This window comes from Selenomonas sp. AB3002 (genome assembly GCF_000702545.1).
In the GTDB taxonomy this organism is placed as follows: domain Bacteria; phylum Bacillota; class Negativicutes; order Selenomonadales; family Selenomonadaceae; genus Selenomonas_B; species Selenomonas_B ruminantium_A.
This window is the reverse complement of sequence record NZ_JNIO01000008.1, coordinates 1,996,597-2,018,576: the sequence shown is the minus strand read 5'-3', so window position 1 is coordinate 2,018,576 and position 21,980 is coordinate 1,996,597. Positions and strand designations below refer to the sequence as shown.

Sequence of the window (21,980 nt, the reverse complement as noted above, 5' to 3'; positions counted from 1 at the left end):
TTTTCCCTCCCTTCCGCTGAGAGGTGCACAGCAAAATTATTATAGCATTTATATATATATTGTGCTACAATAGACTTAGCTGAGAGGTCATTTGGTGTTGTGGGTTGGTCGCCTGCGACACCGCGAGGTCCGCATGATGGACAAGGGGAGAGCCGTTCCTACGGGGGCGGCTCTTTTTCTGTTGTGTCAGCTGTCCTTTCGTGATATTATAGATTAGATATAACTCGGAAAACATATTGATATAAAGGAGATATTGCCATGTCAGATTTGAAAGTCAACGTCATTGACCATCCCCTTATCCAGCATAAGCTGACCCTCATGCGCCAGAAGGATACGGGCACCAAGGATTTCCGTGAGCTGCTGGAGGAAATCTCCATGTTCATGGCTTACGAGATTACTCGTGACTTCCCCCTGAAGGAAGTGGAGATTGAGACTCCCGTGGCCAAGTGCAAGTCAAAAGTGCTGGCAGGCAAGAAGGTGGGCGTTGTGCCTATCCTGCGCGCCGGCCTTGGCATGCTCAACGGTGTGGTGAACATGATTCCCGCTGCCCGTGTGGGCCATGTGGGCATGTATCGCGACCCGGAGACCCTGAAGCCTGTGGAGTATTACTGCAAGCTGCCCAGCGATGTGGCAGAGCGCACCCTCATCGTGGTTGATCCCATGCTGGCTACCGGCGGCAGCGCTTCTGCAGCTCTCAGCCTCATTAAGGAAAAGGGCGCCCACTCTGTTATCCTTATGTGCTTAGTTGCTGCGCCTGAGGGCATCGAGGTCATCAACAAGGATCATCCTGATGTGCCGGTGTATGTGGCCGCTGTAGATGAGAAGCTGAACGACCATGGCTACATCGTGCCCGGTCTGGGTGATGCAGGCGACAGGATTTTCGGTACTCTTTGATATTTAGATAAGGTGATTTATTAAATGAGCAATTTAGAAGTCGGTATCGTTGGACTTCCTAATGTAGGCAAGTCCACGTTGTTTAACGCAATAACCAAAGCTGGCGCTGAGGCTGCCAACTATCCTTTCTGTACCATCGAGCCCAATGTGGGCGTGGTGGCTGTGCCGGATGCACGCTTGAATGTGCTCCATGAGATGTATAACTCCAAGAAGACCACCCCGGCTTCTGTCCGTTTCGTGGACATTGCCGGCCTGGTGAAGGGTGCCAGCCAGGGCGAGGGTCTGGGCAACAAGTTCCTGGAACACATCCGTCAGGTGGATGCGGTGGCCCATGTGGTGCGCTGCTTTGAAGATGGCAACATCACCCATGTGGAGGGCGGCGTAGATCCTCTGCGTGATATCGAGATTATTCAGACGGAACTCTGCCTGGCTGACCTTGACGTGGTGGAGAAGCGCATTTCCCGTCTGGCCAAATTGGCCAAGTCCGGCAACAAGGATGCCAAGGCCGAGGATGAGCTGATACGCCGCATCAAGGCTTCCCTTGAGGAAGCCAAGCCTGCCCGCAGCATGGGACTCTCTGAGGATGAGCTGGAGCTCATCAAGGAGATGAACCTGCTGACTCTGAAGCCGGTCCTCTATGTGGCCAACGTGTCTGAGGATGAGGTGGCTACGGCTGATGCTGACAATGAGTATGTGAAGAGAGTCCGCGACTTTGCCGCCCAGCATGGCTCTGAGGTAGTCACTATTTCCGCCAAGGTGGAGAGCGAGATTGCCGAGTTGGACGAGGAAGAGGCCAAGGAGTTCCTGGCTGATTTGGGTCTGGAGGAGTCCGGTCTGGACAAGCTCATCAAGGGTGCCTTTGACCTGCTGGGCCTCATGACCTTCCTCACCGCCGGCCCGGACGAGTGCCGTGCCTGGACCATCACCAAGGGCACCACGGCTCCCAAGGCCGCAGGCAAGATCCACACGGACTTCGAGCGCGGCTTCATCCGTGCTGAGATTGTGGGTTACGAAGACCTCATTGCCGCCGGCTCCGTGGCCGCAGCCCGCGAAAAGGGCCAGGTCCGCACCGAAGGCAAAGAATACGTCATGCAGGACGGAGACGTGACCAACTTCCTGTTCAATGTGTGAGGTTTCTGTTGATTTTGTCAGGTGACAAGTGGTATAATTAAGGCATAACAGGAATGTGGACCAATGGAGTGCACAAACAAGAAAGCCGCCAGGGATGACTACCCGGGCGGCCTTTTTGTGTCCGTGCATGGGCCTGACTAGGGCGTACAACGGACGGCAGAAATTAACACTTATTTGCTGTCGAGTCTCCGATCTATGGCTCTGCAAATGTAGTGGGCTATTATGCTACCAACTACGCCGGAAACCATAGCTAACAGAAAAGTGGACATAAAATGCACCTCCCTTCATGCAAAATCCGGGAGATTGGTATAGACAGCACACATATTATACCATAATGTTGTGTCGTTGTGTCTGTTGCTATTTATCTATTCGTACAGGTATCTTTTTTCGTACTTTCTCCGGTAGCCCTAAATCCACCTCTGCCGAAATAATGTCTTCACCTTCCCCTGCCTTCGCCAGCACTTCTCCCCACGGGTCGAAGATGCCAGAATGTCCTCCCAGCGGGTGTTTGTCGTTGGTCTCAGCTCCTCCGTTGCAGGCTGCCACGAATACCTGGTATTCTATGGCCCTTGCCTGGGTTAATATATCCCAGTGCTTCTGCCTGAGTTTCGGCCAGGCGGCGGGGAGGAAGAGGATTTCGACATCTTCGGCGATCCTGCTTAGATAATTGCCGAACCTCAAATCATAGCAGATAGCCACGCCGCATTTGCGGCCATCCAGGGTGAAGGTGCAGATGTTCCTGCCTGCTTCAAAGACCTGATTTTCTTTGCCGGGGGAGAAGAGATGCACCTTGTCATAGGCGGCAATCTCCTGTCCCTGGCGGTCAAAAATATAGCAGGTATTGTAGATTTTTCCCGTGCTGCTTTCCAGTCTGGCTACGGAGCCGCCTACGATATTTACCTGATTTTTCCGCGCAAATTCCGACATCAGGGCGCGGGTATTTTCGCCATTTTTATCGGCATAATCCTCCACGGGACGGGGGAAAAAGCCTATATTCCACATCTCCGGCAGCAGGAGAATATCAGGTTTTTCCTGCATGGCTTGTTCTGCCATGCGCAGGAAGGCGGCAGTGTTTTTCTCCGGCTGGCCAAGAATAGTGTGCATTTGCAAGATGGATATTTTCAAGCTAATCACCCCATATATAAGTGAAAGGAAGATAGGTAATGGAAGAAATTGCGTATGGTGAAGGGGATAAGGTGCAGGTCAAGAAACCTCACCCCTGCGGCAGCAAAGTCTGGGAAATCATCCGCTGGGGGGCAGATGTACGGCTGAAATGTCAGGGCTGCGGCCGGGAGGTTTTGGTGCCCCGTGAGAAGTTCAGGAAAATGGTTAGGAGCAGATTAAGAGAGAATTAGAGCAAAATTAGAAAGAACCGTGAGGTTACTTTCTATTGATATAACCTTCTCTCATAATACCATAAAAAGTATGAAAAAAATGATTTATATATGATATTTTATGATTAAATGAAAAATAGGGGTTGCCACTCTGAAAGAAAGATGGTAGAATACAACAAGTCGAGGAAATAAGACGGAGTGAATTGTGAGGAAACATGGAAACTCAAAGGAACTCCTTCTTACGGACTCGATGCCGTATAAATTTTATTTTACAGAAGGAGGAGTTTCTCAATGAAGAAGACTCTCGTTTCTGCCCTGACCACTGCTCTGGTTGTGGGCGCAGCTAGCACCACTTTCGCTGCTGCAAATCCGTTCTCCGATGTTCCTGCTGATCATTGGGCTTATGACGCTGTAAGCCAGCTGGCTGCTGATGGCGTCATCGAAGGTTATGGCGACAGCACTTTCCGTGGCGATCGCAACATCACCCGTTACGAGATGGCTCAGATGGTCGCTCGTGCAATGGCTAAGAACGATGTGAGCGCTGCTGACAAGGCTATGATTGACAAGCTCGCTGCTGAGTTCGCTGATGAGCTGAACAGCCTCGGCGTTCGCGTTGCTAACCTCGAGCGCAATGCTGACATGGTTAAGTGGAACGGTAAGTTGGAGTACACCTACACTCGCGATAAGGTTAAGGATGGCGAGAAGGAAACCAACAACAACCTTCTGTTCCGTCTCGAGCCCTCCGCTGAGGTCAACGATCACTGGCATGTGAATGCTCGTCTCGATGGCAACTACAAGATGGATTCTGACAATCAGAACCGTGGCACTGGCAATGATTCTGACTTCCGTCTCAAGCGCGCTTGGGCACAGGGTGACTACAAGAACTTCAGCGTCCGTTTCGGTAAGTTCAGCATGTACGGCGATGACAGCATCAACGATACCACCATGTCCGGTGCTGATATCACCCTCGGCAACAAGAATAAGCTCTCCGGTGTTATCGGTGGCGGTCGTTCTTCCGGTGCTTTCGATGATACCCCGTACTACAAAGATGGCCTTGGCAACAGCATCTTCAGCGACCAGTTCACTGCTTCCAACGTGTTCTATGCCGGCCTTGATTACAACCGCAATGAGAACAAGGGCTTCTTCGGTAGCCTCCGTTATTTCCGTTACACCAACCCTGAGGTTTTCTTCAACGCTGATGGCGATAAGGAAAAGAACAACATCTGGCAGGTAAGGGCTGGCTACAAGTTCGACAGGAGCAGCAAGCTGCAGGCTTACTATGCACACAGCAGCGCTGACGCTCTCCTTGGTGCTGACACCAACGATGACCTCAACTTTGGCGGTTACAACTTTGGCACCAGCAACAAGAAGGCCTTCGGTGTCGAGTTCAGCTACAAGGGTGCTCAGAAAGAGAACCCGAAGACTTGGGGCGCATGGATCGCTTACCGTCACACCGGCTACCTCGCTGCTCCGGCTGCTACCTGGGATGTGACTGATGAGGGTCTGAAGGGCTGGTCTCTCGGCGCTGAGTACACCTTCGCTAAGAACATTGTTGGTCACCTGAAGTATGGCCACAACAAGGTCATCGGCGCTAACGATGTGAAGGTTAAGCAGTTCTTCGGTCGCGTTGAGTGGTTCTTCTAATCTAACGGTTAGAGAAAAACTAAACAACATAGAGAACCCCGCTTCGGCGGGGTTCTTTTTTCATGTTTGTTATGTGTAGGTTTTATATATAGTTATTTTATGCTATAATTGTACGTGGAAAAAGGAGGGGAGGACTTGCAGGAAGTATATTTTTTCTTTGATGACTCTGGAGTGCTGCATAAAAATAATAAAACGGGCATATTTGTTTATGCAGGTTATGTTTTTGAATCTAGATTAGATTTGGATAATGCAAAGCGTAAGTACAAGGCGTTAGTAAATGAAATAAGGGCGGCACTTGGGAGAACTGATGAAATAAAGGCGTTTGGCTTATCAAATAATCATAAACGGGCTTTGTACAACGTTTTGAGAAACGAGGAGAGTTTGTCGGTAGTTGTTAATATCAATAAAGTGTATACCAGTATCCTGTCTTCGTCTAAATCAATTTGTCGATACAAAGATTATATAATGAAAAGAGCTATTAAGAGCAAGATTCGTGATCTGATAGACAAACAGATTTTAGACAGTCAGCAGGACATTACCATACGAATTTCAGTAGATGAACAACTAACTTCCACTGATGGTATATATGGGCTTAAAGAAACAGTGAAAGAAGAATTGCAGAATGGTATTGCAAACTATGACTATGGTACGTTTCATGAGCCGTTATTTTCCTCTAACGTGCATGTTGATGTCAGGTACTGTGAATCTAAGAGCAATTATATGATTCAAGCATGTGATATATTGGCAAATCGCATATATACATCTTATAGAGACAAAAATCCAAATCTGAGAAACATACCTAATCATAAAAACTTGACTTTTCCTTAATTATGTGATAATATATCTATACAGACGATATGTACTGTTTACACTAGGGATACGGTCTAAAGACTAAGCGTATGTTAAGTACGCCGCCCCTGGTGGAGGCCGCTCTTAATGGGGCGGCTTTTTAATAGAATAAGCAAGTGACTGTTTGAGGTGGTAGATTTCGTAGCGACCACACGCCGATGGTACGACAGGGGCAACCCGAGAGATGCAGGAGGATGCTACGCCTGCCAAATGGTCATACGTTTGAGGAGAGTGCTTTTGCACTCTCCTTTTTCGTGCAACGAAAAAGCCCGCCAACTGGCGAGCTTAATAGTTTTGAATCGTCCACTGAAGCAGGACCTCTCTATTTTGATAGCATTTGCAACACTCTTGAAGTAAGGAGGTAACGGCGTCTGGTAAAAGCGGTACTTCCTCACATATCCATTGGAAAAGGGGAGTCCGGCAGCACCACCCGTCGGTCACCTTTTCGTTAAGCCAATTATACCATTATATACGCCCCTTTTTCAAGGGGCTATTTGCTTAATAAATAATATTGCATTTATAAGTAAGTTTGATATAATTATTATATAAATTATCTATATAAGAGAGGGTGATTTGACATGGCACAGACAGTAAGCGTGAATTTCAAGCTGGATTCTGATGTAAAACGCAGCATGGAGCAGGCTTGCGCCGATATGGGATTGTCCATGAGCGCTGCCTTCACTATTTTTGCCAAGAAGGTGGGCCGGGAGCGCAGGATTCCTTTTGAGGTATCGGCACCAGTGGATCCTTTCTATTCTGAGGCCAACATACGTTATCTTGAGCAGAAGTATGAGGAGTATAAGGCTGGACGGCTTCAGATGGCTGAGCATGAGCTGATTGAGGTGTGATTTCATGCGCATAAGACGTATAGAGTGGGATATTGATGCATGGGATGACTACATCTACTGGCAAAGTCAGGACAAAAAGATATTGAGACGAATCAACAATCTCATCAAGGATATAAGAAGAAATCCTTTTGAGGGAATAGGGAAAGTAGAGCCATTGAAAGAGAATCTGACAGGTCTTTGGAGTCGCAGAATTGATGAGACGAACAGGATTGTATACGCAGTTGAAGAAAATAAAGTTGTCATCCTGTCTTGTCGCAACCATTATTGAATATGGTGCCCCTTTTTCAAGGGGCTATTTTTGTGCATAAAATAAAAATTGCAATTCAACAATAAAGATATTGACACAAACGCGACAGAGTGATATATTAAATACCGTAAGTTGTGCACGAACACAGAGAAAGAAGGAGAGGCCGTGAGGAGAACTATGCAGGTGCTGCTTCTGATGATGCTGGTGACGTCGGGAATGACCGCCATCTTTGAAGGAAGCGAGCAGGCACTCTTGATTCTGGTCATGACTGGCTTTACGGGTCAGGGTTATCAGCTTATGTGCACGTCACATGATGACGATGAAGCCCGGGAGACTAATGCCAGGAAGCTGAAAGCGGTGGAGGTCTTCACTGCGGTTTGCGGCTTTATTTCCTTCTACTGGCCCAACAGCGTGGGGCTGAATGTGGCCATTGCCCTGTGTCTCATTTTTTACTGTGTAGGGATGCGATATATGAAGGATGGGGCTGCGGAGGCGTAGGAAGCGAGTTCAGTGCAAGGGTTTGTCAGGTTTCATATCAACGGTTTTTCAACTGGAGGGAAAGCAATGTTCAAACTCAAGAAGTTAGTGGCAGCGGCGCTGGCAGGCGTCATGATGATTGCAGCGGCAGGCTGCGGTGGTGGTACTTCGGCAGGCAACAGTCCTGCAGGGGATGGGCACAAGCGCGTAGGCGTGGCCATGCCGACCCAGTCCTCCCAGAGATGGATTCAGGACGGCGCCAACATGAAAGAGAAGCTGGAAGCTCTGGGATACGAAGTGGACCTGCAGTATGCCGAGGATGACGTACAGGCTCAGGTTTCCCAGATCGAGAACATGATTACCAATGGTGCTAACTGCCTGGTGGTTGCTTCCATCGACTCCAGCGCTCTGGTGAATGCACTGGAGCAGGCCAAGGCCAATAACATCCCTGTTATAGCTTATGACCGTCTGCTCATGGACACGGACAGCGTTTCCTACTATGCAACCTTCGATAACAAGGGCGTAGGCACCTTGATCGGCAAATACGTGGAGAAGCAGCTTGGCCTGGCTGAGGGCAAGGGCCCCTACAACGTGGAGTTCTTCGCAGGCTCTCCTGATGACAACAACGCTCACTTCCTCAACGATGGCGTGTTCGAAGTGCTGAAGAAGTACATCGACAACGGTCAGCTGGTAGTTCCTTCCAAGCAGACTGATTTCGACACCATCTGCACCCTGCGCTGGTCCCAGGAGACTGCACAGCGCCGCATGGAAGACCTGATTTCCGGCTACTACACCGATGGCAAGAAGCTGGATGCAGTTATTTCTCCCTTTGATGGCATCAGCTATGGTATCGCCGCAGCCCTGGAGGGCGCAGGCTACCAGGTTGGCAAGAACTGGCCTCTCATCACCGGTCAGGATGCCGAGCTCATGGCTACCAAGAACATCATCTCCGGCAAGCAGACCATGACGGTCTTCAAAGATACCCGTACACTGGCTGACAAGTGCGTGACCATGGTGCAGGCAGTGCTGGAAGGCAAGACCCCCGAGATCAACGATACCAAGTCCTATGACAACCACAAGCTGGTAGTTCCTTCTTACCTCTGCACTCCGGTGGCTGTAGATAAGACTAATTATCAGAAAGAGCTGGTAGATTCCGGATACTACAAAGCAGATCAGTTGAAGTAATTTGTCGATCAGACCTCCACCGCTTGCGGGGGAGGGGGACCACCGAAGGTGGTGGAAGGGGGAAGGAGGGTAACGACCCCTAGTACCCCCCTTTCCGTCAGCCCTTTGGGCTGCCACTGTCCGGGGAGCCCACCGGGCTCCCGCGCTTAAGCGCCCCCGTAAACGGGGCAGGTAAGGTCTATAAGTTAATTTGGCAATACTAAGTATAAGGGCGGAGCAATCCGCCTTTATATAAACAAGAAAATGTGCTCGTCCACATAACGGGAGGCGGCGGCATGGACAATATTTTGGAAATGCGCCATATCACCAAGGATTTCTCCGGGGTGAAAGCTCTGGATGATGTGAATCTGGTGGTGCGGCAGGGGGAGATACACGCCCTCTGCGGTGAGAACGGCGCAGGCAAGTCAACGCTGATGAATGTGCTGTCCGGGGTTTATCCCTACGGCAGCTATACAGGTGATATTGTTTACAAGGGCGAAGTCCAGAAGTTCAGCGACATCAAGGAAAGCGAAAAAACAGGCATCGTCATCATACATCAGGAATTGGCTCTTATACCTCTTTTGACGGTAGCTGAGAATATCTTCATGGGCAATGAGAACCTGAAATACGGCCAGGTCATCGACTGGGAGGAAACCCAGCGACGGGCTGCCCAAGTGCTGGAGAGCATTGGCATGCACGAGAATGTGAACCGCAAGGTGGTAGACCTGGGCATGGGCCAGCAGCAGATGATTGAGATTGCCAAGGCACTGGCCAAGGATGCAAAGCTCCTGATTCTCGATGAGCCTACTTCGGCTTTGAACGATGAGGAAAGCAACACTTTGCTGGAACTGCTGCTTAAATTGAAGCAGAAGGGCCTCACCAGTATCATGATTTCCCATAAGCTGAATGAAGTTTCCAGGGTGGCAGACAGCATCACGGTTATCCGCGATGGCCATACCATCGAGACTATCCAGCGTGACCACGGTGAGCCCATTGACGAGAACCGCATCATCAAGGGCATGGTGGGCAGGGAGCTTACCAACCGCTATCCGGAGCGCCATGCCGAGATCGGTGAGACGGTGTTCGAGGTCAGGGATTGGACGGTGCAGGACGAGGATGACCCCACCAGGGAGCGCCTGTCCAATATTTCGTTCAATGTGAAGAAGGGTGAGGTCGTGGGTTTTGCCGGTCTGATGGGCGCAGGCCGCACGGAACTGGCCATGAGCCTTTTCGGCCACACTTACGGCGCAGGCAGCCGGGGCAAGATTTTCAAGCATGGCAAGGAAATCACCATCCCCGATGTGCAGAGTGCCATTGACCAGCATATCGCTTATGTGCCTGAGGACAGGAAAACTTATGGCTTGGTGCTGATAGACGACATCAAGTGGAATATGTCCCTGGCCAGCCTGAAATCAAGATTTTCCAAGAACGGCATCCTGAAGCCTGATGACGAGGTTCATGCGGCAGAGGATTATTCAAAGAAAATCAATGTGAAGGCCGACAGCCTCACCCAGCGGGTGGAAAGCCTTTCTGGCGGCAACCAGCAGAAGGTAGTGCTGGCCAAGTGGATGCTCTCCAACCCGGATGTGCTTATCCTGGATGAACCTACCCGCGGCATTGACGTGGGTGCGAAATACGAGATTTACACTGTCATCAATCAGCTGGCAGAGTCCGGCAAGGCAGTGGTGGTCATTTCCTCGGATATGGAAGAACTGCTGGGCCTCTCTGACAGGGTTTACGTCCTCAATGAGGGCGAGATTGCAGGCGAGCTCCAGAAGGATGAATTTGACCAGGAAGCAGTTATGCGGATTATCATGGCACACAGCGCCAGAAGGGAGACAGCATAATGTCAGCACATGTATTAGCACCTGAAGCACACGGCGGCTTCAAGGAAAACTTGAAGGGTCTCAAGGAATACGGCATGATTATCGCGTTGGTGGTCATTTACGCCATCTTCGCATTCATGTCCGACTTCAAGAATGTATCACCCATGAACGTCAACAACCTCATCATGCAGAATTCTTACGTCATCGTGCTGGCACTGGGCATGCTGCTCTGCTGCCTTACCGGTAACGTAGACCTTTCCGTAGGTTCTGTGGTTGCTTTCTCCGGGGCTATTGCCGCCATCATGGTAGTGGATTACCAGATGGCCATTCCCCTGGCTATCCTGGCCGCCATCGGCATCGGCCTATTGGTAGGTGTCTGGCAGGGCTTCTTCATATCGAAATTGGGCGTGGCGCCATTCATAGTCACCCTTGCTAATATGCTGGTCTTCCGTGGCTTGGCTCTGGTAGTGCTGAACGGTCAGACCAAAGGCCCCCTGCCCCAGGAATTCACCCAGATTGGTGCAGGCTACATGCCTCAGTTCTTCACGACCATCGGCGGCATGAAGTTTGAGCTGCTGGCTCTCACTGCAGGCGTTCTGCTCTCTGCCCTGATTGTCTTCATGGAAATCCGTTCCCGCAGGAACAAGGCCAAGAACGGCTTTGAGGTTCCCTCTTTGGGAGCTTCCATCTTCAAGGTTGGCGTTTCCATCGCCATCGTGAACTTCTTCACTGTGAAGCTTGCTATGTACATGGGTCTGCCTCTGGTGCTCATGATTGTGGCAGTCCTCGTGGCTTTCTATGCTTTCCTTACCAACCGCACCGTGCCCGGTCGTCAGATTTACGCCGTGGGCGGCAACAGGAAGGCTGCAGCTCTCTCTGGTATCAAGGTCAACAAGGTCATGTTCTGGATCTATGTGAACATGGGCATCCTGGCAGGCCTGGCCGGTGTTATCCTCACCGCCCGCAATGCTTCTGCAACTCCTAAGGCTGGTGATATGTTCGAGATGGACGCCATCGCAGCCTGCTATATCGGCGGCACCGCAGTGCCCGGCGGCGAAGGCACCGTTACTGGCGCCGTGGTAGGTGCACTGATCATGGGTGTCTTGAACAATGGCATGTCCCTCCTGGGCTGGTCTGTTGATGTCCAGAGAGTGGTAAAAGGCTTGGTCCTGTTGGCAGCCGTTGCCATTGACCTGCATTTCAAGAGCAAGAAGAACGGCTAAGGAGTGGATTGAGTTGGCAAAGGAAGAGATTGTAAAGGCACTTAACGATGGTGACACGGCTCTGGGGCTGGAGCTTGGCTCTACTAATATCAAGGCGGTGCTGGTGGATGGAGAAGCCCGGGTGATTGCCGAAGGCAGTTATGGCTGGGAAAATCAGCTGGTGGAAGGGATTTGGACATATTCTTTGGATGAGGTCTGGAAAGGGATCCAGTCCTGCTATGCCGCCTTGGCTGCCCAGGTGCAGGAGACGTATGGCGTGAAGCTCACGAAAATCGGCAGTTTCGGCGTCAGCGCCATGATGCACGGGTATCTGGCTTTTGACGCAAAGGGAGAGCAGCTGGCCCAGTTCCGCACCTGGCGGAACAATATCACCGGGGAAGCAGCCCGGAAACTCACGGAACTTCTGGGGTTCAATATTCCCCAGCGGTGGAGCATAGCCCATCTCTATCAGGCGATATTGAATGAAGAACCTGAGGTGCCAAGGCTTTCCTTCCTTACCACTCTGGCTGGCTACGTGCATTGGCAGCTGACTGGTGAAAAGGTGCTTGGTGTGGGGGATGCCTCAGGCATGTTCCCCATCGACGCTGCCACCGGGGGCTACGATGCAGAAATGGTTTTGAAGTTCCAGCAGCTAACTGAGGTCAGCCGTTTTGACTGGCGTTTGGCAGAGCTCCTGCCAGAGGTCAAGGCCGCTGGCACCGTGGCAGGTCATATCACTGAAGAAGGTGCAAAACTCCTTGACCCCACGGGGGCTTTGGAACCGGGCGCTCCCTGCGCTCCTCCGGAAGGGGATGCTGGCACGGGCATGGTGGCCACCAATGCGGTGCGCCCTGGCACGGGCAATATCTCTGTAGGCACCTCCGCTTTCTCCATGAATGTGCTCAGTGCGCCGCTTGCTGCTGTGCATGAGGACATAGATGTGGTCATGACCCCGGATGGGGCTCCTGTGGCCATGGTGCACACCAATAACTGCACCTCTGATCTCAATGCCTGGGTGGGACTCTTCGAGGAATTTGCCACCCTTGTGGGCTCCGATGTGAAGGGGGGCAAGCTCTACAGCCTGCTATTGACTCACAGCAAGAGCGCCCGTCGTGATGCAGGGGGGCTTCTCAACTACAGCTGCCTGTCCGGGGAGAATGTGACCAGGGTGGAGGCAGGCCGTCCCTTGTTCGTCAGAGGGCCGAAGGCGAAGATGCATCTGCCGGAGTTCATGCTGACCCAGCTTTACGGTGCGCTGGCACCCTTGGCTGTGGGCATGCAGGTGCTCACAGAAGAGGAGCACGTGGAGGCTGAAGCCATGGTGGCTCAGGGTGGTCTCCTGAAAACCCCGGAGATTGCCCAGCAGGCGCTGGCTGACCTCCTGGGGATTCCCATCACGGTGATGGAGACTGCAGGCAGCGGCGGTCCCTGGGGCATGGCGGTGCTGGCGCTCTTCCTTAACAAGAAGGGGGCAAATGAGAGTTTGCCGGACTTCTTGGAGAAGAATATTTTTGCCGAAGCAAAGAGTTCGACCCTGCCACCTATGGCAGAGGGACGCGAAGGGGCCAAGGCTTATATCAAGGCTTATAAAGAGGGGCTTAGATTAGAACGCATGGCTGGGGAGTGCATTAACGAGTGATGTTGGCAGCGGGACAGATGCTTTGATGTTATGATTGGCACTGAAATTTTATAAGGGCAAAGTGTATAGCAGTCCTTACCTCCACCGCTTGCGGGGGAGGTGGCAGCCCAAAGGGCTGACGGAAGGGGGGGGCCAGGGGGCGAATAGGTGACTTCGAAGGATACTTGTTCGGTTGATTTTCCCCCTTCCACCGTCTTCGACGGTCCCCCTCCAGGGAGCCCACCGGGCTCCCGCGCTTACGCGCCCCCCGCAAGCGGTGGAGGCCTTGGCACTCACCTTTACTGTAGCTTAACTAGAAAAAGGAGTTTTACAAATGCTTAAATTACCTGATTATGAATTTTGGTTTGTGGCTGGCAGCCAGTTCCTTTATGGTGAGGAGCAGCTGAAGAATGTGGCCCGTGATGCAGAGGATATCGTCAAGAAGCTCAATGAGAGCGGGTCCCTGCCCTATAAGGTGGTCTGCAAGGGGGTCATGACCACGGCTGACGGCATCACCCAGTTCATGAAGGATGTGAACTACCACGAGGAAGTGGCAGGCGTCATCACCTGGATGCATACTTTCTCTCCGGCCAAGAACTGGATTCGCGGCACGGTGCTGCTGCAGAAGCCACTCCTGCATCTGGCTACCCAGTATCGTCAGGATATTCCCTACGATACCATTGATTTCGATTACATGAACCTGAACCAGAGTGCCCATGGCGACCGTGAGTATGCTTACCTCAACAGCCGTCTGAACCTCAAGAACAAGATTGTCTACGGCTTCTGGGGCGATGAAGAGGTGCAGGCTGAGATTGCCAGCTGGCAGGATGTGGCCGTGGCCTACAACGAGAGCTTCAAGCTGAAGGTCTGCCGCTTTGGCGACACCATGCGTGATGTGGCTGTCACCGAGGGTGACAAGGTGCAGGCTCAGATCCAGCTGGGCTGGACGGTGGATTACTGGCCGGTAGGCGATCTGGTAGAAGTTATTGACGCTGTTTCCGAAGAGGATATTGACAGGGAGTATCAGGAACTGCGCAACAAGTATGACCTGGCTCCCCAGCATAACGATGCTGCCAAATTCACCGAATCTGTGAGATATCAGCTGCGGGAGTATCTGGGTATCAAGAAGTTCCTGGATGACAGGGGTTACACCGCCTTCTGCACCAACTTCCAGGACCTCAAAGGCCTCAAGCAGCTGCCGGGCCTGGCTGCCCAGCTTCTCATGGCTGAGGGCTACGGCTTTGGCGCTGAGGGTGACTGGAAGCATGCGGCTCTCACCCGCCTGTTGAAGATCATGGCTCACAATGACCGCACTGTCTTCATGGAGGATTATACTCTTGACCTCCGCAAGGGCCATGAGGCTATTCTGGGCGCTCACATGCTGGAGGTGGATCCCACCATTGCCAGCGACAAGCCGAAGGTTGAAGTCCACCCGCTGGATATCGGCGGCAAGGATGACCCTGCCCGCCTGGTGTTCACCGGTGCAGACGGCAAGGCCGTGGATGTCACCGTGGCTGATTTCCGGGATGGCTTCCGCCTGATCTACTACCCGGTAGATTGCCGCAAGGCTGAGGCAGAGACTCCCCATCTCCCTGTAGCCAAGCAGCTCTGGACTCCCACCGTGGGCCTCAAGAAAGGCTCCGAGGAGTGGATGAGGGCTGGCGGCGGACATCACACCGTCCTGTCCTTTACCCTTACTCCCCAGCAGCTCCATGATCTCGGCGTGATGCTGGGCATGGACCTGGTGGAAATCCTTTAATCAGCTTTCTCCACACTCTTTTTCTCATATAAATCCTAACGACAAAGGCAGCCTCAGTCGAGGCTGCCTTTGTCGTGTATGGAGGAAATTAAAAAGGGGCTGTTGCACGTAATCCAAACGTGCAGCAGCCTCATTTTTTATGCAAAAAGATAATCCCGGGACATTCAAGCCCCGGGATTAGGTGTAGAATTTAGGTATGCAAAAACCAAATTCACAGAAAGAGTATACGTCTTTAGGAGAGAATTATCAACTGTTTCTCCCCTTAAATCTTGAATTTCAGGTTAGCAAAGATGACCCCGTCCGCCTGCTTCGCCACTGCATTGGAGGTATGGATATAAAGTCACTGGAGGAGACCTATCAAAGGATAGATCGAAATCTGGCGTCGCCCAGGCAGATGCTGGCCATCCTTGTTTATGCCGGAATGAACCATATTTTCAGCTCACGCAGGATCGAGACTGCCTGCCGAAGGGACATCAACTTCATGTACCTGCTGGAAGGCAAGCCGGCCCCTGACCATGTTACCATCTCAAGATTCCGTTCCAAACATCTGGCCCCCTGCATCAAGGAACTGTTTGCCCAGATGGACTTCCTGCTTGAACAGTTCGGTGTCATTTCCCTTAAAGACATCTTCATTGACGGAACAAAGATTGAGTCTTTCTCCAACAAGTATAAATTTGTCTGGAAGAAGGCTGTCCTTAAAAACAAAGCCAAGCTCATGGCAAAGCTTCCTGCCTTTGTCAGCAAAGCCAGGGAAGCGTTCACGCTTTCTCTGCATTACGGCGATGAAATCCATGTCAGGCACCTCAAAAAGCTCCGCCGCAAGCTCAAGGCATGCCAGAAGGCGCAGGACATCATCTTCGTCAAGGGAACGGGCAAGCGCAAGACTGCCCTGCAGAAAACAATGGAGCAGCTGGACGAGTTCATTGCCCGGCTCAAAAAATACAATACATATCTGCACATTCTAGGCAACCGCAATAGCTTTGCCAAGACAGACACGGATGCCACCTTCATGCGCATGAAGGAAGATGCCATGAAGAACGGCCAGCTTAAGCCCGCCTACAACATCCAGTGCGGTACGGACTCTGAATTCATCACATGGGCATCGGTCGGTCCCCAGCCTACAGATACAACCACACTCATTCCTTTCCTTCAGGATATGGAGAAACATCTGCAGCGCCGCTATCCCAATGTGGTTGCGGATGCAGGATACGAAAGCGAAGAGAACTACCTCTATCTTGAGACCAACGGGCAGCGCGCCTTCATAAAGCCCAGCAATTATGAGAAGAGCAAGACAAGAAAATGGAAAAAGGATATCGGGCGCAGGGAGAATATGACCTATCTGCCAGAAGAAGATGCCTATTTATGCGCCCAGGGCAGGAAGCTTGCAGCTGCAAAGGAATTCGTACGCAGCAGCCGGACAGGATTCAAAAGAAATATAACCCTTTACAGTTCTGCGGATTGCGGCAATTGCCCGCTGAAGAGCCAGTGCATACACGGAAACCATTGCAAGACCCCGCTGGAGGAGAGAACCAAGCACTTTGAAGTATCCAAACAGTTTCTGCGCCAACGTCAGGAAGATTTGGAACGTATAACCTCAAAAGAAGGAGTACAACTGCGCATAAACCGAAGCATACAGGCAGAAGGTGCATTTGCAATGATGAAGGCGGACATGAATTTCCGAAGGTTCCTGAGCCGCGGCACAGCAAATGTCCTTGTTGAGATCATGCTGGTGGCTATGGCTTACAATATTCAAAAGCTGCACTGCAAAATCCAGTCAGACAGAGCAGGCCAGCACCTGTTCCCTGTGAATAACGCAGCCTGAATACAAAATAAGAGCACAAGAAAAAAGGCGATTTTTAGACCGCCTGGTATCTTGTGCTCATTTTTAGTGGATTTTACAACGAATAGGAACTTCTTATACATCAACAAGGAAAAGGGGCTGTGCATAAGTGGAATTACACTCATGCAACAGCCCCAAGGTTTAATCTTCTGCATTCTGCAATATGCGTATCTCATTGCGCATGATGTAACGATCCCGGTCTGGCGGCGTCCCATTCACCAGATAGTCGAAGGCTATCTGCATGGCGCGGCGGCCTTGTTCGTGGGGGTGCTGGTAGAGGGCGGCCTGGATGATGCCTTGCTGCATCATGCGGATGGTGGTGGGAATGGTATCGAAGACGATGATGGTGATTTTCCCTGCCAGGCCCGCCGCCAGTACGGCACGGCTGGCACCGTAAGAGGCACCGGAGGATATGACAAAGAGGGCATTGATATTCGGCTCGTTTTTCAGAAGCTGGGTTACCTGCTCGTAGGCAATCATGTCATCATCTTCCGTCTCGTGGATGGAGAGGATGTTGCATCTGTCCCCCATGGTTTCCCGGAAGCCGTCCAGCCTTTGACGATGGCCCAGCATGGAAAGTGAGCCTAAGAGCACGCCCACATTGAGCTTCTCCGGCCCGATCATGCGCAGCAGCGCCCCTGCCGTGCGTCCCCCTTCCAGATAGTCGGAGCCTACATAAGTGTGGCGGGAAAGTCCCGGGGCATCGTTGTTGATGGTGATGATGACAATGCCGTCATCTATGAGGGCGTTGAGCCTGCGTACCACGCTGGGGTGATCCACCGGGTTGATGATGAGGGCCTGCACCTGGGGGGAAAGCTCGTCGATGAGGCGGCACTGCTCCTCTACGCTGTAGCCCCTCATGCTGCGCCAGATGACTTTTAGGCCGTAAGAATCATATTTTTTCGCAGCTTTCTGCATGGAAGAGAGTACGTCATCGAAGAAGTGGATGCCGATGGAGGGAATCAGCACGCCCACGATGGGGGATTTCTTGCGGGCGGCCAGGGCTCTGCCTGCGGGGTTGGGCTGGTAGTTCAGCTTCCGCATGGTCTCGAGGATAAGCTGCTCCTTTTCCGGCTTGACTTTGCCCCGCCGGTTCACTACTCTGTCCACGGTGCCCCGGGAGACGCCGCAGAGCTCTGCTATCTGTTTGATAGTAACCATTATCTTGTTACTCCTTTTTCTCGGATTAGAAAAATGTGCGTATATCTGATTTTGTGCCTAATGAGAACGAGCACAATCAATATGATTCCTATAATTTCGCCGTATCTGCTGTGTTTTCCTGCTTACTTAATTAAAAGTGTGCATATTTATTTTACAACATGGGAGAGAAAAATCAATCGGAATTTTAGTCAGGATGATATATGAAATTGTGTTAATATCAATGTGGATTTAGAATTTTTTACTTGCGAAATTAGGACTTTTGGGGTAAAATATGGCAAGTGAAAGAGAGTTGCTCAAGAAAACAATACAATTTATAGTCCAGCATTATTTTGGCCGCAGTTGGTTAAAGGAAGGAAAGGGAGAGAAAAAATGGTCTTAGCTGTGAACAAGGCTACCAATAAATTGTTCAAATTCAAGACTGGCAAGTACAATCTCAAGGAGCAGGCTGCCTGGAAGTCCCGCACTGCTTTTATTGAGGACACCATGAGGGAGCTTATCCGCGAGGCCAACACCCGCGAGGTTTCCGTCTTTGCCAAGTGCTATTATGGCATCAGCCTTACCCGCAATGAAACCAGCGGCCGCTGGACTTTGGGTTATCAGGATGCGGTGAACTATTGGTCACGTTCCAATGCCAAGGTTTACCAGATTCAGTAAGCAATCATACATATTTTAATTTAGGGCGATACACCGTCAGAGGATTATTTCCTCGGCGGTGTTTTTTATTTTGCAGGAGCAGGATTATTGAATTTGGTGACGAAAAAATAAATTTATGAATATAATTCATCTTTTTCTTTCAATCGCCATAGTTTTCAGTTACAATGAAATAATAGACAGTTAGCTTCATCAATGGAGATGGATTCATTATTCATAGATGGGAGAGAAAGACGATGGCAGAAGCAATGGGCCGTCGGGAGAGAAAGAAGCAGCTTTCCCGGCAGGCCATCTTAAAGGCTGCCCAGCAGCAGTTTGCCACCCGGGGTTATAAGGAAACCTCGGTGGCTGATATCATGAATGCGGCAGATTTGGGTACGGGCACCTTCTATAATTACTTCCAGTCTAAGGAAGAAGTGCTGATGGCCCTGCTGGGAGATTCCGTGGAGATGGTGGAGGCGGCAGTCCGGTCTGAGAAGGAAGCGGGTGGGACCTCTGTTGACCTGCTGGCGGCGGGCATCAAGGCCACGGCGTCCTTTCTGGATGAGAACCGCTATGTGCTGCCCTTGTTCCTTGCGGCTTCGGAAAGGGCGGCAGAGCCCCGTCCGCAGGAAGCGGAACATGGTTCTGCAACGCCGGGGTTCAAGGGCATTTTTGAGGAAATCATCAGCCAGGGGCAGCTGGCTGGGGAAATCCGCAATGATGTGCCGGCAGAACTGATAGCAGAAATGCTGCATTCCATCTACCAGGCAGCGGCCTTCAGCAAGTTGGAGATTCCCTTCAGGGATAATGTGGCTATGAAGACTTGTTTGCTATTAAATGGGATACGGAAGGAGTAAAAAGCCTTCCCCTTGAGGGGAAGGTGCCCCGTTAGGGGCGGATGAGGTGGAGTGCTTACTGGATGAGGTGTCATATCGAGCTCATTGGCACCTCATTCGTCAGTCCTTCGGACTGCCACCTTCCCCTCAAGGGGAAGGCATGGAAGTGACAATAGGATTTAGGAGAGTGTTTTATTTTGATCAGCGTAACGAAGCTTTTGTTTGCCAGGGAATACTACGGAGACCAGCTCCGCTATACGAAGAATGCCCACTCCATGCGGAATGGGGCGGCTGAGGGCATGGGGCCGGTGGTGGTTTGGAATTCCACCAAGACCTGCAATTTGAAGTGCATGCACTGCTATATGCAGTCCGATGCCCAGAAGTACAAGGACGAGCTGACCACGGAAGAGGCCAGGAAGTTCATAGATGACCTGGCAGACTTCAACGTGCCTGTGCTGCTGTTCTCTGGCGGGGAACCGCTGATCCGCCCGGATTTCTTTGAGCTGGCTGAGTATGCGGCAGAGAAGGGGGTTCGTCCCACCCTCTCTACCAATGGCACCCTCATTACCCGTGAAGTTGCCCAGCGCATCAAGGATATCGGCGTGGGCTATGTGGGCATTTCCCTGGATGGTCTCAAGGACGTCAATGACAAGTTCCGCGGGGTGGAAGGAGCCTATGAGAAGGCCATGGCCGGCATTGAGAACTGCGTGGCAGTGGGCCAGCGGGTTGGCCTGCGCTTTACCATCAACCACCACAATATCATGGAGCTGGACAAAATTTTCGATTTCATCGAGGAAAAGGGCATCAACCGTGTCTGCTTCTACCACCTTGTTTACTCCGGCCGGGGGGCGGGCATGATGGATCAGGATGTTACTCCGGAGGAATCCCGCCGGGCTATGGATACCATCATTCGCCGCACCAAGGATTTCGAGGCCAGGGGTCTGGAAAAGGAAATCCTCACGGTGGACAACCACTGCGACGGGGTATATATGTACCTCAAGGCCCTTTCCGAGGGGGAGGATGATACTGCTGCCAAGATCAAGGAGTATATCTCCATGAACGGCGGCAATCGCTCCGGCATTGCCTTCGGCGAGGTGGACCCTCTGGGATATGTGCATCCTGACCAGTTCACTCAGCATCACACCTTCGGCAATGTGCGGGAGAGAAAGTTCGGGGATATCTGGAGCGATACCTCCAATCCTATCATGGCAGGGCTGAAGGACAGGAAGCCTTTGCTCAAGGGCCGCTGCGCCAGGTGCAAGTTCCTGGACAATTGCAATGGCAACTTCCGCACCAGAGCCGAAGCCCGCACGGGAGATTTCTGGGAAAGCGACCCCTCCTGCTACCTCACTGATGAAGAGATTGGCCTGACGGGAGAGGGGGCAGCCAAATGACCATGCCTGAAGGAATCACTGGCGGACATACGGGCCACCCTGGTCATCCCGGGGGACATCCCCACGGCCATGGCGGCCCGGTGAAAATCGTTTCCTGGAATACCACCAATGCCTGCAATATGTTCTGCGCCCACTGCTATCGTGAAGCAGGCTGCAAGGCGGAAGAGGAGCTTTCCACCGCCGAGGCGAAGAAGCTGCTGACGGAGATTGCCAAAGCTGGCTTCAAAATCATGATTTTCTCCGGCGGTGAACCTCTCATGCGGCCGGATATCCTGGAGTTAGTGAAGTTTGCTTCTGATTTGAATCTCATTCCTGTCTTTGGCACCAACGGCACGTTGATTACGCTGGATATGGCGAAGAAGCTGAAGGAAGCCGGGGCCAAGGGCATGGGCATTTCCCTTGACTCCCTGGACAAGGAGAAGCACAACAAGTTCCGCGCCTTCCCCGGTGCCTGGGAGGGGGCGGTGCAGGGCATGAAGAACTGCCGTGAGGCAGGCCTGCCCTTCCAGATACACACTACGGTGATGGATTGGAACCAAAGCGAACTTGAGGCTATGACGGATTTTGCCGTGGAGATCGGGGCCAAGGCTCATCATTTCTTCTTTTTGGTGCCCACGGGGAGAGCCAAGACCATCGAGGAGGAATCCCTGAGGGCGGAGCAGTATGAGGAAGTGCTCACCCGCATCATGAAGAAGCAGCAGGAAGTGGAGATAGAGCTTAAGCCCACCTGTGCGCCACAGTTCTTGCGGATTGCGGATCAACTGGGGATCAAGAGCCGGTTCACCAGAGGGTGTCTGGCGGGGTTGTCTTACTGCATTATCAGTCCCAGGGGTAAGGTGCAGCCTTGTGCTTATCTCAATATGGAATTGGGAGATGTGAGGGAGACGCCTTTTGATGAGATTTGGGCAAACAACGAAGTACTGAAAAAACTTCGTACACTTCAGTACAGTGGAGGCTGTGGGGCTTGCCGCTATAAGGGAGTTTGCGGCGGATGCAGGGCACGGGCGGCTTGTTACCACGATGGGGATTATATGGCGGAGGAGCCGTGGTGCTTGTACCACGGCCGCCGTGGGTAGGCCTGCGGTAGGCCTGCGGCCGTTCTTTTCTTTGATGCAAAGAAAAG

The 21,980-nt window shown here is 51.8% G+C and carries 20 protein-coding genes; 18 read left to right on the top strand and 2 right to left on the bottom strand.

What is annotated here, in order from left to right:
- Positions 1-258 precede the first annotated feature (258 nt).
- The gene (upp, locus tag P159_RS0117560) at positions 259-894 is read left to right on the top strand and encodes a uracil phosphoribosyltransferase (protein ID WP_029546188.1); all 636 of its coding nucleotides are present in this window, start codon (positions 259-261) and stop codon (positions 892-894) included.
- A gap of 24 nt (positions 895-918) precedes the next feature.
- A complete protein-coding gene (gene ychF, locus P159_RS0117555) occupies positions 919-2,025 on the top strand; it encodes a redox-regulated ATPase YchF (RefSeq protein WP_029546185.1) in 1,107 nt (368 codons plus the stop codon).
- Positions 2,026-2,382: 357 nt separating this feature from the next.
- On the opposite strand, the gene P159_RS0117550 is transcribed toward ychF, so the two are convergent.
- The gene (locus tag P159_RS0117550; protein WP_029546184.1) at positions 2,383-3,150 is read right to left on the bottom strand and encodes a carbon-nitrogen family hydrolase; all 768 of its coding nucleotides are present in this window, start codon (positions 3,148-3,150) and stop codon (positions 2,383-2,385) included.
- A gap of 38 nt (positions 3,151-3,188) precedes the next feature.
- Between P159_RS0117550 and P159_RS0117545 the strand changes: the two genes are divergently transcribed.
- The 12 genes from P159_RS0117545 (at position 3,189) to P159_RS0117490 (ending at position 16,815) form a co-directional block, all read left to right on the top strand.
- Complete coding sequence (locus P159_RS0117545; protein WP_029546182.1) at positions 3,189-3,380, top strand: DUF951 domain-containing protein; 192 nt, start codon at positions 3,189-3,191, stop codon at positions 3,378-3,380.
- A gap of 270 nt (positions 3,381-3,650) precedes the next feature.
- On the top strand, positions 3,651-5,003 hold the full coding sequence (locus tag P159_RS0117540) for an S-layer homology domain-containing protein (protein WP_029546180.1): 1,353 nt from the start codon (positions 3,651-3,653) through the stop codon (positions 5,001-5,003).
- A 135-nt stretch (positions 5,004-5,138) separates the two neighbouring features.
- On the top strand, positions 5,139-5,831 hold the full coding sequence (locus P159_RS0117535; RefSeq protein ID WP_029546178.1) for a DUF3800 domain-containing protein: 693 nt from the start codon (positions 5,139-5,141) through the stop codon (positions 5,829-5,831).
- A 599-nt stretch (positions 5,832-6,430) separates the two neighbouring features.
- On the top strand, positions 6,431-6,700 hold the full coding sequence (locus P159_RS0117530; RefSeq protein WP_029546176.1) for a type II toxin-antitoxin system RelB/DinJ family antitoxin: 270 nt from the start codon (positions 6,431-6,433) through the stop codon (positions 6,698-6,700).
- Positions 6,701-6,704: 4 nt separating this feature from the next.
- Positions 6,705-6,968 (top strand): Txe/YoeB family addiction module toxin, encoded by a 264-nt coding sequence (locus tag P159_RS0117525; RefSeq protein WP_029546174.1) that lies wholly within the window; start codon positions 6,705-6,707, stop codon positions 6,966-6,968.
- A 144-nt stretch (positions 6,969-7,112) separates the two neighbouring features.
- Entirely contained in the window at positions 7,113-7,445 is a 333-nt protein-coding gene (locus P159_RS0117520) for a hypothetical protein (protein ID WP_185753784.1), read from the top strand.
- A 66-nt stretch (positions 7,446-7,511) separates the two neighbouring features.
- Positions 7,512-8,609 carry a multiple monosaccharide ABC transporter substrate-binding protein gene (gene chvE / locus P159_RS0117515; RefSeq protein ID WP_029546170.1) on the top strand — a complete coding sequence of 366 codons (1,098 nt, stop codon included), beginning with the start codon at positions 7,512-7,514 and terminating at the stop codon, positions 8,607-8,609.
- A gap of 275 nt (positions 8,610-8,884) precedes the next feature.
- Positions 8,885-10,435: an ATP-binding cassette domain-containing protein gene (locus P159_RS0117510; RefSeq protein ID WP_029546167.1), complete on the top strand. Its 1,551-nt coding sequence runs from the start codon at positions 8,885-8,887 to the stop codon at positions 10,433-10,435.
- Positions 10,435-11,637, top strand: coding sequence for a multiple monosaccharide ABC transporter permease (mmsB, locus tag P159_RS0117505; RefSeq protein WP_051650447.1), 1,203 nt, complete (start codon positions 10,435-10,437; stop codon positions 11,635-11,637). The genes P159_RS0117510 and mmsB overlap by 1 nt, the downstream gene beginning before the upstream one ends.
- A 13-nt stretch (positions 11,638-11,650) precedes the next feature.
- Positions 11,651-13,255 carry an FGGY-family carbohydrate kinase gene (locus P159_RS0117500; protein ID WP_037377086.1) on the top strand — a complete coding sequence of 535 codons (1,605 nt, stop codon included), beginning with the start codon at positions 11,651-11,653 and terminating at the stop codon, positions 13,253-13,255.
- A gap of 313 nt (positions 13,256-13,568) precedes the next feature.
- Positions 13,569-14,993, top strand: a complete 1,425-nt coding sequence (gene araA / locus P159_RS0117495; RefSeq protein ID WP_029546161.1) for an L-arabinose isomerase — start codon at positions 13,569-13,571, stop codon at positions 14,991-14,993.
- A gap of 196 nt (positions 14,994-15,189) precedes the next feature.
- Positions 15,190-16,815: an IS1182 family transposase gene (locus P159_RS0117490; RefSeq protein WP_029542724.1), complete on the top strand. Its 1,626-nt coding sequence runs from the start codon at positions 15,190-15,192 to the stop codon at positions 16,813-16,815.
- A 159-nt stretch (positions 16,816-16,974) separates the two neighbouring features.
- On the opposite strand, the gene P159_RS0117485 is transcribed toward P159_RS0117490, so the two are convergent.
- Positions 16,975-17,994, bottom strand: coding sequence for a substrate-binding domain-containing protein (locus P159_RS0117485; RefSeq protein ID WP_029546160.1), 1,020 nt, complete (start codon positions 17,992-17,994; stop codon positions 16,975-16,977).
- A gap of 369 nt (positions 17,995-18,363) precedes the next feature.
- Between P159_RS0117485 and P159_RS0117480 the strand changes: the two genes are divergently transcribed.
- From P159_RS0117480 to nirJ2, 4 genes are all read left to right on the top strand, one after another.
- Positions 18,364-18,648 (top strand): hypothetical protein, encoded by a 285-nt coding sequence (locus P159_RS0117480; RefSeq protein WP_029546158.1) that lies wholly within the window; start codon positions 18,364-18,366, stop codon positions 18,646-18,648.
- Between the two features lie 233 nt (positions 18,649-18,881).
- Entirely contained in the window at positions 18,882-19,484 is a 603-nt protein-coding gene (locus P159_RS0117475) for a TetR/AcrR family transcriptional regulator (RefSeq protein WP_029546157.1), read from the top strand.
- Between the two features lie 176 nt (positions 19,485-19,660).
- A complete protein-coding gene (gene nirJ1 / locus P159_RS0117470; RefSeq protein WP_029546155.1) occupies positions 19,661-20,857 on the top strand; it encodes a putative heme d1 biosynthesis radical SAM protein NirJ1 in 1,197 nt (398 codons plus the stop codon).
- Positions 20,854-21,933: a putative heme d1 biosynthesis radical SAM protein NirJ2 gene (gene nirJ2, locus P159_RS0117465; protein WP_185753783.1), complete on the top strand. Its 1,080-nt coding sequence runs from the start codon at positions 20,854-20,856 to the stop codon at positions 21,931-21,933. Before nirJ1 ends, nirJ2 begins: the two co-directional genes overlap by 4 nt.
- The last annotated feature ends 47 nt before the right edge of the window (positions 21,934-21,980 follow it).